Genomic DNA, 14,085 nt, shown 5'->3' on the forward strand with positions numbered 1-14,085 from the left:
ATAGTAGCCTCACTCAGCGCTTGAACTCAGGAGTCTTTGCATGTCCGTCCGTCGTACCAAAATCGTCGCTACCCTTGGCCCGGCCAGTAACTCGCCGGAAGTTCTCGAACAGCTGATTCTGGCTGGCCTGGACGTCGCCCGTCTGAACTTCTCCCACGGCACCCCTGATGAGCACAAGGCTCGCGCCAAACTGGTCCGTGACCTCGCCGCCAAGCACGGCCGTTTCGTCGCCCTGCTGGGTGACCTGCAAGGCCCGAAAATCCGTATCGCCAAATTCGCCAACAAGAAGATCGAGCTGAAGATCGGTGATCAATTCACCTTCTCCACCAGCCATCCGCTGACCGAAGGCAACCAGCAAGTGGTCGGTATCGACTACCCGGACCTGGTGAAAGACTGCGGCGTCGGCGACGAACTGCTGCTCGACGACGGCCGCGTGGTGATGCGTGTCGACACCGCCACCGCCACCGAACTGCACTGCACCGTGACCATCGGCGGCCCGTTGTCGGACCACAAAGGCATCAACCGTCGCGGCGGTGGCCTGACCGCTCCAGCCCTGACTGAAAAAGACAAGGCCGACATCAAGCTCGCCGCAGAAATGGAAGTCGACTACCTCGCCGTGTCCTTCCCGCGCGATGCCGCCGACATGGAATACGCCCGTCAACTGCGCGACGAAGCCGGCGGTACCGCCTGGCTGGTGGCGAAGATCGAACGCGCCGAAGCCGTGGCCGATGACGAAACCCTGGACGGCCTGATCAAGGCGTCCGACGCGGTGATGGTTGCCCGTGGCGACCTCGGCGTGGAAATCGGCGACGCCGAGCTGGTCGGCATCCAGAAGAAAATCATCCTGCACGCGCGCCGCCACAACAAGGCCGTGATCGTTGCGACCCAGATGATGGAGTCGATGATCCAGAACCCGATGCCGACCCGTGCCGAAGTGTCCGACGTGGCCAACGCCGTGCTAGACTACACCGACGCCGTGATGCTGTCGGCCGAATCGGCTGCCGGCCAGTACCCTCTGGAAGCCGTGCAGGCCATGGCGCGAATCTGCGTTGGCGCGGAGAAGCACCCGACCAGCAAGACCTCCAGCCACCGCATCGGCAAAGAGTTCGAGCGTTGCGACGAAAGCATCGCCTTGGCCACTATGTACACCGCCAACCACTTCCCGGGCGTGAAAGCGATCATCGCCCTGACCGAAAGTGGCTATACCCCGCTGATCATGTCGCGTATCCGTTCCTCGGTGCCGATCTACGCCTTCACCCCGCACCGCGAAGCCCAGGCCCGCGCGGCGATGTTCCGTGGCGTGTACACCGTGCCGTTCGACCCGGCTTCGCTGGCTCCGAACGAAGTCAGCCAGAAGGCGATCGACGAACTGGTCAAGCGTGGCGTCGTGGAAAAAGGCGACTGGGTCATCCTGACCAAGGGCGACAGCTTCCACACCACCGGCGGCACCAACGGCATGAAGATTCTGCACGTGGGTGATCCGCAGGTCTGAGTGTCACGCTGAAAAAACCAAAGCCCCGGCATGTGAGTGTCGGGGCTTTTTTTTTCTGCCCTATAAATCAGGCTGTCCGCACCGGCCTCTTCGCTGGCAAGCCAGCTCCTACAGGGAATTTGCGGTGACAACAGTTCTTGTGATCAGCCGCAGATTTTGTAGGAGCCGGCTTGCCGGCGAAGACGCCGGTAGGAGCGCTGAAGATTCAATGCCGCTTGATAAACCCGGTCAACGCCGCAATCGCTTCCGGCGAGCGCAGGCGCTGGGTGAACAGCTTGCCCTCCTCCTCGACCACCTTGCGCAGCAGTTCCTGATCCGGCGCCTTCATCAATTGCTTGCTGATACGCACCGCTTCCGGGGCCAGGGTTTCGAAGCGCAACGCCACTTCCCGGGCTTTGGCCAGGGCTGCTTCGCCGCTGTCCAGGACCTGGGTGGCAATGCCCCAGGCGGCGGCCTGCTCACCGCTGAAAGCTTCACCGAGCAGCAGCAACTCGGCCGCCTTGGCCTGACCGAGCAAGCGCGGGAGGATCAGGCTGGAGCCGAACTCCGGGCACAGCCCGAGGTTGACGAAGGGCATGCGCAATTTTGCGTCGGTACTGATGTAGACCAGGTCGCAATGCAACAGCATCGTCGTACCAATGCCCACGGCCGCACCCGCCACACCGGCGATCACCGGCTTGCGGCACTCCAGCAGGCTGCGCATGAAACGGAACACCGGGCTGTCGAGATCGCTCGGCGGTTCCTGGACGAAGTCGGCAATGTCGTTGCCGGCGGTAAAGCATTCGGCGCTGCCGGTGATCAGGATCGCGTTGATCTCGGGGTCATTGTCAGCCTGCTGCAGGGCCTCGCCCAGTTGGCTGTACATCGCACGGGTCAGGGCGTTTTTCTTGTCCGGGCGGTTCAGGCGCAAGGTCAGCAGCCCGCGCTCGCGCTCCAGCAGTATGGCGTCGGTCATGGTGAGTCTCTTGAAAGAAAGTCAGCGCTCAACCGCGGGGCAGGAACACGTCGGCCAGCAGTTGGTTGCGCGGCAGCCCCGCCAGGTACAGGCGCCGGGCGAAGGCATCGACACTGTCAGGGTGCCCGCAGAGTAAGGCCAGGGTTTGCCGGGAAACAAGGCGCAATTGCGCCAAAGCCGCTGCCAGCTCGGCCGCGGTGAGCAACTCGACGGTCAGATTGGGGCGATTTCCGGCCAGGGCCGCCAAGGGTTTCGCCAGGTAATGCCCGGCGCTGTCATGGGCCAGGTGAATCACCCGGATCGGCCCCTGATGATCCTGGCGCAGCGCCTCGCGCAACACGCCGAACAGTGGCGCCAGGCCCGTGCCCGAAGCCAGCAGCCAGAGTGGCCGCTGTTGCCAGTCGGGATCGTAATGCAAGGCGCCGCCACGCAGCTCGCCGAGACGGATCGGATCACCGATCTTCAACTGGCGTGCGGCGTCGCTGAAGGCGCCCGTCAGGCGGCAATCGAGGTGGAACTCGAGAAAGCGGTCTTCCTCGGGCAGGCTCGCCAGCGAATAAGGCCGCGCCACCTGGCCCGCCCACAGCACCAGGTGCTGGCCGGCCTGATAGCGCAGCGGCCGCTCCGGCTGCAGACGCAGGCGCAGCACCGACGGACTCAACCAGTCGGCGGCCTCGACCACCGCCGGTGAACCATCACGCAACGGATCGAACACCGCCACTTGCAGGTCGCCCACGACCTCGCACTGACAGGCCAGGCGCCACCCCTGCTGGCGCTGTTCGGCCGTCAGGGCATCCGGTCGACGGTCACTGACCTCCCCGCGCAGGCACTGCACCAGGCACGCGTGACAACTGCCCGCGCGGCAGCTGTAAGGCACGTTCAGACCATTGCGGTTCAGAGCATCGAGCAGGTTGCTGCCGGCCGTTGCCGTCCAGCGCCGCTCACCGGCAATCAGCTCAGGCATCGACGTTTTCCCAGGCCGCGGCGCACCGGTTGCGGCCATCGCGCTTGGCGCGGTACAGCGCCTGGTCGGCACGGTGCAGGGCGTGATCCAGGTCATCACCTTCGTGGAGCAGGGTCATGCCCGCCGACAGACTCAGGCCGCGCACGCTCAGGCCGATCAGCTCGACATCGACAAAGGCCAGACGCAGGCGCTCGCAGCAGGCTGTCAGGCGCTCGGCGTCGCAATCGGGTAACAGCAATACGAATTCCTCACCGCCATAGCGGGCCAATACATCGCCTTCGCGCAAACAGGCGCTGGCGACGCCCGCAAAGGCCTGCAGCACTTGGTCGCCTGCGGCGTGGCCATGGACATCATTGATGCGTTTGAAATGGTCCAGGTCAATCAGGGCCAGGCCATGCACCATGCCCGCGTCCAGGCTGTGCAATTCACGGGAGGCCAGGCGCAGGAAATGCCGGCGGTTGAACAAACCGGTCAGTTCATCGGTCGCCACCAGATCCTCAAGTTGCCGCATCATCCCGCGCAGTGTGTCCTGATGAGCCTGCAAGGCAAACCGGCGCTGGCGCATGCGCAGACGCGAAGCCTGCACGTAACTGGCGTACAACGCCAGCCACACCAGCACGATAAACAACACGCAGACCTGCAGCGCCGCCAGCGCCGGGTCAGCCAGCTGAAAGTGGTAGCCCTCCCAGAGGTTGAGCGCGGCAAAGCTGAAAAACACCAGGGCTGCGCTACGAACAAAGGCCCGGCGCGGCAGATGGAACAGGCCGAACAACAGGATCAGCACGTAAAACACCAGGAAGGCGCCACGGGCGGAATCGAGGTGGGCGATCAGCCAGGTCTGCCAGCCAATCCCCAGCAGCACCTGCAGTTGAGTCAGGCTGGGATCGGCGAAGCGCAGGTTGCAGCCGGTGTAGAAAATCGCGAACAACACCGATTGGCTGAGCATTACCAGCGCGGTGCCGATCATTGCGCCTCTGACCGAACCCTGGAAGTGACCGGTGAGAATCGCCAGCCACAGCAAAAGGATCGCCAGCGCATAGGTGCCTGTCGCCAGAATAAAGCGTTTGAGCAATAGATTCTGGATCGCGTTATGGGTCAATCGTTGACTCACCGTGCAGAGAGGGGGCTGACAAGAGTTTCCTACCCTAAAGGCCTGGTGCCACTTTAGTGTTGCTACTCAAAAATCACCATCCTAATTTTGTGGGGTTGCCCGCAGTCGGCCTGGAGCAGGTATGCGACCTTCGTTTGACTGCCGGCGGATGTACCCGGCGACGAGGCGAGGTATACTGCCGCGCCTTTTTAGCGTCGCGCCAGCAATCCCGGCGTGCCTTGAAAGGTGTTTGCAGCCGACCGATGCACCCCACTGCAGACACCTTTATTAAATGTTCCCGTCTTTTAGAGGAGCGCGACTCATGACCGTGATCAAGCAAGACGACCTGATTCAGAGCGTTGCTGACGCCCTGCAGTTCATTTCCTACTACCACCCCGTGGACTTCATCCAGGCGATGCACGAGGCCTACCTGCGCGAAGAATCGCCGGCAGCCCGCGATTCGATCGCCCAGATCCTGATCAACTCGCGCATGTGTGCCACCGGCCACCGCCCGATCTGCCAGGACACCGGCATCGTCACCGTGTTCGTGCGTGTGGGCATGGACGTGCGCTGGGATGGCGCGACCATGAGCCTGGACGACATGATCAACGAGGGCGTGCGTCGCGCCTACAACCTGCCGGAAAACGTCCTGCGTGCGTCCATCCTTGCCGACCCGGCGGGTGCTCGCAAGAACACCAAGGACAACACCCCGGCCGTCATCCACTACTCGATCGTCCCGGGCAACACCGTGGAAGTCGACGTGGCTGCCAAGGGCGGCGGTTCCGAGAACAAGTCGAAAATGGCCATGCTCAACCCGTCCGACTCGATCGTCGACTGGGTGCTCAAGACCGTTCCGACCATGGGCGCTGGCTGGTGCCCGCCGGGCATGCTGGGCATCGGCATCGGCGGCACCGCCGAGAAAGCCGCGGTGATGGCCAAGGAAGTGTTGATGGAGTCCATCGACATCCACGAACTCAAGGCACGCGGCCCGCAGAACCGTATCGAAGAGATCCGCCTGGAGCTGTTCGACAAGGTCAACCAACTGGGCATCGGCGCCCAGGGCCTGGGTGGCCTGACCACCGTGCTCGACGTCAAGATCATGGATTACCCGACCCATGCCGCCTCCCTGCCGGTGTGCATGATCCCGAACTGCGCCGCCACTCGTCACGCACACTTCGTGCTCGACGGTTCCGGCCCGGCCGAACTGGAAGCACCGTCGCTGGACGCCTACCCGGAAATCGTCTGGGAAGCTGGCCCGTCGGCTCGCCGCGTCAACCTCGACACCCTGACCCCGGAAGAAGTGCAGAGCTGGCAGCCGGGCGAAACCGTCCTGCTCAACGGCAAAATGCTCACCGGTCGCGACGCCGCGCACAAGCGCATGGTCGAGATGCTGAACAAGGGCGAAACCCTGCCGGTAGACCTCAAGGGTCGCTTCATCTACTACGTCGGCCCGGTTGATCCGGTGCGCGAAGAAGTGGTTGGCCCTGCGGGTCCGACTACCGCGACGCGGATGGACAAGTTCACCCGCCAGATCCTCGAGCAAACAGGCCTGCTGGGCATGATCGGCAAATCCGAGCGCGGCCCGACCGCAATCGACGCGATCAAGGACCACAAGGCGGTCTACCTGATGGCAGTCGGCGGCGCGGCTTACCTGGTGGCGCAAGCGATCAAGAAATCGCGCGTGGTCGCTTTTGCCGAACTGGGCATGGAAGCGATCTACGAGTTCGACGTCAAGGACATGCCGGTCACCGTTGCGGTGGACAGCAAGGGCGAGTCGGTGCACATCACCGGCCCAGCCATCTGGCAGCAGAAAATCAGTGAAAGCCTGGCGGTAGAAGTGCAGTAAGCACCCACCGTCGATGCAACAAAAAGCCGCGCGGTGATCGTCACCGCGCGGCTTTTTTGCTTATTGGACCCTGCCCCACCACAAGGGCAGTGAAGCAGCCTTTACGAGCCCGGATCCATGTCTCGATAGGGGCTGATGGGCTTCAGCACCGCAGATTCACCGGCCTCGTAAGTCACATACAACCAACCCTCGGCATCGGTGACACCCACCTCCGGCTCCCTCGCGCCGATCTCGATCCTTACCGGCCGGCCGGCGACCGGTTGAGTCGTGTGAAACGACACCAGGCGCACCCCGTACCTGAGATCACCCGCAGGTCGCTGTTCCCACGGTCCGTCGATATCAATCACCCGGGTCCAGTTATGCGCCAGGCTGAAGATCAGCGGCAGAGAGCGCACGCCGCTTTCCTGCACATTCAACTGCACGGCAAACGTCCCGTCACGGCGACTGTCGAGGGTGTCGAACGTCCAGCTCACGCCATCTGTGGCGTGCATTGTCTGCGGCGTAGCAGGACTGGGGACCACGACCATCCCCAGATCCGCTGCGGCATCGCCCAGCCAGTCCAGAGTGACCTTCTTGCCAATCAGTTGGCTGCCGAACGTCGGCTTGAGGGTCAATGTGTGCTTCGTCCCATGGCAGAGGAACGCCGATGCGCCGAAGGCCACGGTGTATCGGTCGAGGCCCACCCGCACATCGTCAGCCAGATCATTGGCCAGCAGTCGCCCCGGCAACAACCAGTCCGGCATCAGCGGGTGGCTCAATTTCAGGCCGAAGTAACTGCCGCAGCCAAATGATGAGCTGATCGTCCACCGCACCGCTGCGCCTTCAACCTTTTGCGCCGTGCCCAACGGCGGATCACATTGCAGCCCGCAATTGCGCGCATCTGCCAGGTCCTCCAGGGTGATATCGGTGCCCAACAGCGAACTGCCTGGATTGACCTTGAGCATCAACTCATAAGTCCTGCCTCGCTGGAGTTGAAGGTCTCCCAACGCCAGGTCGACCTTTTCACCCTCCAGATACAACTCGACCACTGGCGCCCAGAGATTTTTTTCCAGTGCCGTCACGTCAAACACTGCGCAGTGTTCAGCCTCCTCATCGTCGCCGATGAGGCCCGCCACGACCTCGTACTCGCCAGGAGCGTCCGGGGTGAAGCGGTGCTCGACCCAGCCCTCGGGCCCACTGATCGATTTCCCCTCCTCGCCTTGATTGCCCAGGACCCGCCAATCCACTTCGAGCCCTTCCACACCCGCCAATGTTGCAGCATCCACCACCTGCATCCGCAACAGCACGCTCTCGTGATTGCTCACCAACGGCTGGGCGACCACCGCGCTGGTGGTACCGATCAGGAAGCGCGATTCGACCACCTCGAAAGCCCGTGGATCAGACCACTCGGAGCTGTCGCCATCGTCCACCTGTCGCACCTGGACACGATACTTGCCCGCGTCCCATGGCGGGCTCGCCGTCCAGCGCCAATTGCTCAACCCGTTGATACTGATGATCCGATTGTCGGGAAGATTGTCATGACGAATCTCGATCTCGCCCCTCGTTTCACCCTTGCCCCGCAGCGTGAAAGCAGGCGTCACACGGGAGTCTCCTATCGGCGCATCGATCTGCGGCTTTTTCGGCGGCGCCTTGACGAAGAACTCGTGGGGATCACTCCAACTGGACACCGGGCCGCTGGCTTGCTGGCTGGCTTCGAGGGTTTGGTTCCCTGGGTCCAGGGACGTCTGAGGCGAGAAAACCAGCAGCCCCTCGCCATCGGCCGATGCCGAGTGCAGCACCTGGGCATCCTTCAACCGCACGGTGATCGTCGCCCCCGGCAGCCCGCGCACCCGGATGACCGGTCGAGTAGAAGTTCTGGTACTTGCCTGCGGTAATTCGAAGTACGGTGCCTCGGGTTGCTCCTCCACCACGACAAAGAACGTACAGGGCTCACTGGGGTCGGAGGGGACGCTGCCCACGGTCTGCGTGGCCTTGACGGTGTGACTGCCGGGTGCCCAACCGATTGCCGGCGTGAAGTGGTAGAGCTCACCGTCAGAGGCGAACACACCGTCCACCGGCTGGTTTTTGTCGTTGCGCAACTGCAGGGACAATGCTGCGCTACCGCTGTAGACCCCCGTCAACCTGAGCACCTGCATCGGCGTCGCCGGATCTGCGGGGGACGAGATGGCCAGCCGGCCTGGCTTGACCCTGAAAGTGCAGAGTTCACTGGGATTACACACCACGCCATTGACGGTTTGAATCACCAGGACCGACTGGATACCAGGCGTCCAATGGGTTGATGGCGCGAAGGTGCGAGTCGTCCCCGCGGCACTGAACGTGCCATCGACCTCCCGGCCCTGCTCATCGAACATCTGCAGGGCTGTGGCGTCGCCGTCATAGACGCCGGTGATGGTCAAGGCCTCATCGGGCGTCAGGGAGTGCACGGGATTGATAATCGCGGGATTGAAGGCCATCACACTAAACAGGCAGAGATCGCTGGGGTCGGAAGCCACGTTGCCAACGCTCTGCAGGACTTTGACCGTATGGCTGCCCGGCACCCAGCCCAGGCTCGGGGTGAAGGTACGCGTCGCCCCTTCGGGGCTGAAAGTCCCGGGCACCCGGATGTTCGCCTTGGTTTGGAGCTCCAGTTGTACCGACAGGGAATCGGCGTACACGCCGGTGATGGTCAACGACTGGTTCGGCAACAAGGCTTCCGTCGGCTTGCTGATCGCCGGCTGGGCGGCCTTCGCCACAAACACACAGGGTTCGCTCGGCGGCAGCGCGACGCCGTTGACCACCTGCAGCGCAATCACGCTGTTGCTCAGCGGCGACCAGTCCTGGTCCGGAGTGAACTGGCGTTCTCCTCCAGTACCACTGAAGCGCCCAGGTAACAGATCATTCGAAGCGTCATCGCGCATCTTTACCTCGGATGCGCCTTCGGCAATATCGACAATGCTCAGGGACTGTCGCGGCTCGGCGACACCGATCACCGGCAAGACCCTCAATCTGAATGGCTGGGTCGTGAACTCGCACCAGTCGCTTGGGTCGGACACCACGCCACCGACACTCTGTATGACCCTGAGTCTATGGCGTCCGGGCGTCCAGCCTGCAGTCGGGGTGAACGTGCGCTCTGCTCCCTCGTGGCTGAAGACGCCTTTCACCCTGTAGTGCGCCTCGTTGTACATGTCCAGTTGTACCGAGGGGGAATGGGGATAAACGTCGATAATGGTCAGAGGCTGATCCGGCCACAAGGCGTCGATTGGCTCAACGATCACCGGCTTTTGCGCCTTGGCCGCAAACGAACAGGGGTCGCTTGGCTCCGAGGTCACACCGTTGACAACCTGCACGGCGATGACCCTGTTGCTCACCGGTTGCCAGTTCCGCTCAGGGGTGAACAGACGCTCACCGCCAGCGCCACTGAAGCGTCCGGGGATCAAGGTGTTTGAAACGTCGTAGCGCATTTGCAAAGCGGTCGCTTTTTCATGGACGCCGACCACCGCCAGCGGCTCTCTCGGCTCAGCCACACGGACGGGAGGAACGATGGTCAGCTTGAGCGGCTGGGTACTGAAAATGCACCAGTCGCTGGGATCGGAGACGACACCACCGACGCTCTGTTTGACCTGTATTTTCTGAATGCCTCGCGCCCACTCGGCTGTGGGTGTGAAGGTACGGGAAATACCGGTGGTGCTGAACGTGCCAGCCACTGTGTTGCCCGCCTCATTGAGCATCTGCAGGGTGACGGTGCCCGAAGAGACCCCGGTAATGGTCAGCACCTCCTTTGGTGCTGCCGGGCTGGGCGGCTGGGTGATTGCCGGCTTCGACGGTTTGACCGTGAACGTCCGTGCATCGCTGGGTTCGGACACTACGGCGTTGGCGCTCTGGGTGACTTTGACCTTATGAGTTCCAGGCGCCCAATGTGCCGTTGGTGTGAAGGTACGAGTTGTTCCGGAGCCGCTGAAGGTGCCAGCTAAATACCTCCCGTCGTCATCCAGCATTTGCAGGACGACGCTACCGGAAACGATACCGGTAACGACATCGGTAATGCCCAAGACCTGATTGGGTGCTGCCGGGCTGGGTGGTTGAGTGATTGCCGGTTTCGACGGTTTGACGGCGAACGTCCGGGTATCGCTGGTATCGGAAGAAACACCGTTGACGGTCTGTATGACGCGGACTCTGTTGGTGCCAGGCGCCCAGTCAGCAGCCGGGGTGAAAATACGGGTCACGCCCGCAGGGCCGTAACTGCCGGCAACGCTGCCGCCCGTTTCATTGATCACTTGAAGGGTGACGGTGCCGGAAAACACGCCGGTAATGGTCAAGGCCTGTTTCGGCGGCACCGGACTGGTCGGCTGCGTGATCGTCGGTCTTGGCGGCTTGACCGCGAATGCGCGCACTTCGCTGGGCTCGGAGGCAACACCGTTGACGGTCTGGATGACGCGAACTCGGTTGGTGCCTGGTGCCCAATCAGCAACTGGGGTGAACGTACGGGTCACGCCCGCAGGGCTGAAACTGCCGGCTATTCTGCCGCCCGTTTCATTGATCATTTCGAGGGTGACGGTGCCGGAAAACACGCCGGTAATGGTCAAGGCCTGTTTCGGCGGCGCCGGACTTGCTGGCTGAGTGATCGCCGGTCTTGGCGGCTTGACCGCAAAGGCGCGCACCTCGCTGCGCTCGGAGGCAACACCGTTGACGGTCTGTGTGACACGGACACTATGGGTACCTGGTGCCCAGTCAGCAGTGGGTGTGAAAAGCCGCGTGACACCCGCAGAGCTGAAAGTGCCGGCTACTTTGCCGCCCGCTTCATGGAACAGTTCAAGGGTGACGGTGCCGTTGAAAACACCGGTAATGGTCAATGGCTGTCTCGCACCTCCAGGGTTTGTCAGCGCGCTGATCGATGGCCTGGGAGGTTGCACGGATATCTGGAACGGCGGGTTGAGCCAGTTGGACCACACGCCATCAAAGCGTTGACGGGCGGAGAGGACGTAAGGCCCCGGTGGCAGATCCTGGCTGCCGGTGCCGAGCACAGCATTCCACACGCCGTTGCGCACCGTCGCTGTCGCCAGGACCGGGGTTGCGTGGTTCTGCTGGACAATTTCCACCGTGGCGCCTTCGTATCCCGACCCATTGAATGCAGGGCGCTGACCTGTCGGCCCGGTGGGGCCCAGAATGGCGGGTAGAGGTGGCTTGACGGAAAAATCTCGAGTCACATACTCGGAGTGATGGCTGCCAACATCAACCCGAACATAAAGCGTCTTGCGCCCTGCGATACTTCGAGGCAGGGGTGTCGAGGTCCACGCGCCGTTGGTGTTTGGGGTCGCGCGAGCCCATTCATGACCGCCATATTCCTGCAACGTCACAATGGAACCGGCGCCGGAGTAACCCTGGGTACCGGACAGTGACGAGCCCGACTCGAGGATGCCGTCCTGCATGGGATGGCTGATCCGCGGCGCGAGGGGTTTGATGAAAAACTTGCGGTGCAGGTACGCAGAATACTCGCTGCCCCTTTCGATTCGAACGTACAGTTCCTGCGGCCCTACGCCCATGGCCAGTGGCGATGAAGTCCAGCGCCCATCGGCGCCCGGAATCGCGTAAGCCCATTCATGCCCGCCAGCCTGCTGCAACGACACCCTGGACCCAGGTCCGATGTAGCCATTGACTCCGGAAAACGCAGCGCCGAAATCCAGGGTTGCGTTCTGCACAGGATGAGTGATCTGCAGGGGCGCCTGGTCAATCTTGAACGTTCGGCTTGTGGCCCAGCGGCTATACAGCGTCGTCTGGTATTGAATCTTGAAATAGATATTCTCTCCCAGCGGGAGTTCATCGGGCACGACGAACTCAATAAATAAAGCACCCCAGCCACCGCTGTATCTCTTGATGAATCTATCGTCACTGGCCCGAAAAAAATCCAGATTCCATTTGTTGTGCAGCGCTGCCGGCACAACGGCATGAACATTGAATCGGCGACTGACGACTGAGGCCGTCGGCGCCGTTATCAAGGGAGGTGTGAGCAACTCCCAAAGCGGTGAAATATCATCTAACAGGGATTCATTATCGCTTGTCATTGTCTTGGCACTCCATTGCCCGACTTTCTGCCGGTGCTTCTCGCCCCAACTTCTAACGCGAACCACAACTGTTCGACCACCTATCAAATCTGCCAGGTTACGCACCACCGACTTACCGCTAGTTTGACCCTGCCGGGCATAACTTATGCCCAACCTTTATGGCAGGAGAAACAATGAAATGACCGCCGAAAACAATGGTTTGATTAACGCGCTCATCGCTACGGACAGCTCACCCAAGAAAGACCAGAACTCTTTCGCGCACGCCATGCAGAACATGGGGTTCACCTCGGTCTTCGACATCGTGCGCATGCCCAGGTCCGAGTTTGCGCAACAGCTTCGAGCCTTCAGCGACGCCAGCGCCGACCTGGCCTACGACAATGCCATGGGCTATGCCGCGCTGATTGCACGTCTGTATCGCGAGCACAAAACCTCTTCCGGGAATGTCCAGCACCTGGCCCAGCGCAGTGGGGTTCGCTCACTGACGCAACTGGGGCCGACATTTGCCAATCTGTTCAAGGAAAACTGGGATGAGTTCTGCAAGGTCGGGGCCCTGGCTGCGGTTGATTCGCCGGTGGCCTACCTCAGCGAGCTGCGGGGATTCATCCGAGAACTGGAAAGCATCAGCACAGACCCCAAGCGCATCTTGCTGGACCAGCGACGCCCGGATCTGCAGCACTTGCTGATTACCCAGGAAAGTACCCAGACCCCGCGCCCGATGCTGGAAATCGTCAATGACGTGCTAACGCGAAACTTGAAGACTTACTTGAATGGAGTACCGGCAGATAAAACCAAGTCCATCTATCAAGTCTTGACCGAGCGGCGATATCCCTTTGACTTGCCCTACAACTTCTATCATCAGCAGTGCCAGTTGGGGCTCGACTCCCACAAACCGAAACTGGGAGAACTCAATTATCGGATCAGTCAGCGCCTGCCCATTGGCCAATACTCCAACAACGATTACGGGGTCATACAACAGCCCGCCTTGCAGGCGCAACGCTGGTTGACGGGACTAAGCCCGCAACAACAGGACTTGTTGATCACACCCTCGCCATTCAGCGACTTCTATTTGACCCGCGAACAGTTGGCTGACTTGAAAGTTGGTTGGCAACATCCGGGCAGCAGTCAACTGAGCCCTCACGCGCCAATCACCACCGGGTATTTGCTACCTGCAGGACAACAGGATATCGGCGTTGCCAATCCGGCGGCAAACACCTTGCGTGCAGTGAATACGGGTTCGAACCTGGCCACTTTTACCTTTAGAAAGCCCGGGGACAATGCCACCACTGCAGTAAAACTCAAACTGAACTCCGGCGCCCCTACCAACACCAGCACCTATTACTTGAATGGCCTTCATAGCCACTCGGCAGCCACCATTTGTTCACGGTTCATCAGTGAAACGGCACTTCCCGAGCCTGTGTCCGAAGGCCGTTGCGTCAGTTTCGATCTGCACCTGGTTACCGGTTCCGTTGCAGCCCCACTCAGGCTGCTGAAAAGGCGCTTCACCCTGACGCTGGACAGGCACTATCAGCCCACGAACGAAGAACAAGACTACTTCAGCCGAGCCTATGGCCTGGGTATCACAGACGCCGAAGAAAACGCCCTGGCCGACCTCAACACCTTCATGCAACGCACCGGCCTGAAGGCCGAGCAAGTCGAAATGCTCCTGGCACGACGTTCGTACGCCGTGCGCCTGTCGCCCA

At 61.4% G+C, this 14,085-nt stretch carries 6 protein-coding genes and 1 pseudogene; 3 read left to right on the plus strand and 4 right to left on the minus strand.

All coding sequences use genetic code 11. The features are described from left to right. Positions 1–40 precede the first annotated feature (40 nt). On the plus strand, positions 41–1,492 hold the full coding sequence (gene pyk, locus ACZYR5_RS02310; protein WP_489088090.1) for a pyruvate kinase: 1,452 nt from the start codon (positions 41–43) through the stop codon (positions 1,490–1,492). 205 nt (positions 1,493–1,697) lie between these two features. On the opposite strand, the gene ACZYR5_RS02315 is transcribed toward pyk, so the two are convergent. The 3 genes from ACZYR5_RS02315 to ACZYR5_RS02325 are packed head-to-tail and all read right to left on the minus strand — an operon-like array spanning position 1,698 to position 4,510. Then, positions 1,698–2,447: an enoyl-CoA hydratase gene (locus tag ACZYR5_RS02315; RefSeq protein ID WP_489088089.1), complete on the minus strand. Its 750-nt coding sequence runs from the start codon at positions 2,445–2,447 to the stop codon at positions 1,698–1,700. A 28-nt stretch (positions 2,448–2,475) separates the two neighbouring features. Beyond that, entirely contained in the window at positions 2,476–3,411 is a 936-nt protein-coding gene (locus ACZYR5_RS02320) for an iron-sulfur-binding ferredoxin reductase (RefSeq protein ID WP_489088088.1), read from the minus strand. After that, positions 3,404–4,510, minus strand: coding sequence for a GGDEF domain-containing protein (locus tag ACZYR5_RS02325; protein WP_489088087.1), 1,107 nt, complete (start codon positions 4,508–4,510; stop codon positions 3,404–3,406). Before ACZYR5_RS02325 ends, ACZYR5_RS02320 begins: the two co-directional genes overlap by 8 nt. A 313-nt stretch (positions 4,511–4,823) precedes the next feature. On the opposite strand from ACZYR5_RS02325, the gene ACZYR5_RS02330 reads away from it, so the two are divergent. After that, complete coding sequence (locus ACZYR5_RS02330; protein ID WP_027619787.1) at positions 4,824–6,347, plus strand: fumarate hydratase; 1,524 nt, start codon at positions 4,824–4,826, stop codon at positions 6,345–6,347. 101 nt (positions 6,348–6,448) lie between these two features. On the opposite strand, the gene ACZYR5_RS02335 is transcribed toward ACZYR5_RS02330, so the two are convergent. Next, complete coding sequence (locus ACZYR5_RS02335; protein ID WP_489088086.1) at positions 6,449–12,385, minus strand: hypothetical protein; 5,937 nt, start codon at positions 12,383–12,385, stop codon at positions 6,449–6,451. A 274-nt stretch (positions 12,386–12,659) separates the two neighbouring features. On the opposite strand from ACZYR5_RS02335, the pseudogene ACZYR5_RS02340 reads away from it, so the two are divergent. Further along, positions 12,660–13,967 (plus strand): annotated as a pseudogene (locus ACZYR5_RS02340) (Tc toxin subunit A); the annotation flags it as partial. Between the last annotated feature and the right edge of the window lie 118 nt (positions 13,968–14,085).

The organism is Pseudomonas sp. F007, assembly GCF_057814275.1.

Bases quoted from the DNA above. Each gene is read 5' to 3' on its own strand.
- pyk (WP_489088090.1), top strand. From the start codon at position 41: ATGTCCGTCCGTCGTACCAAAATCGTCGCTACCCTTGGCCCGGCCAGT.
- ACZYR5_RS02315 (WP_489088089.1), bottom strand. From the start codon at position 2,447: ATGACCGACGCCATACTGCTGGAGCGCGAGCGCGGGCTGCTGACCTTG.
- ACZYR5_RS02320 (WP_489088088.1), bottom strand. From the start codon at position 3,411: ATGCCTGAGCTGATTGCCGGTGAGCGGCGCTGGACGGCAACGGCCGGC.
- ACZYR5_RS02330 (WP_027619787.1), top strand. From the start codon at position 4,824: ATGACCGTGATCAAGCAAGACGACCTGATTCAGAGCGTTGCTGACGCC.
- ACZYR5_RS02335 (WP_489088086.1), bottom strand. From the start codon at position 12,385: ATGACAAGCGATAATGAATCCCTGTTAGATGATATTTCACCGCTTTGG.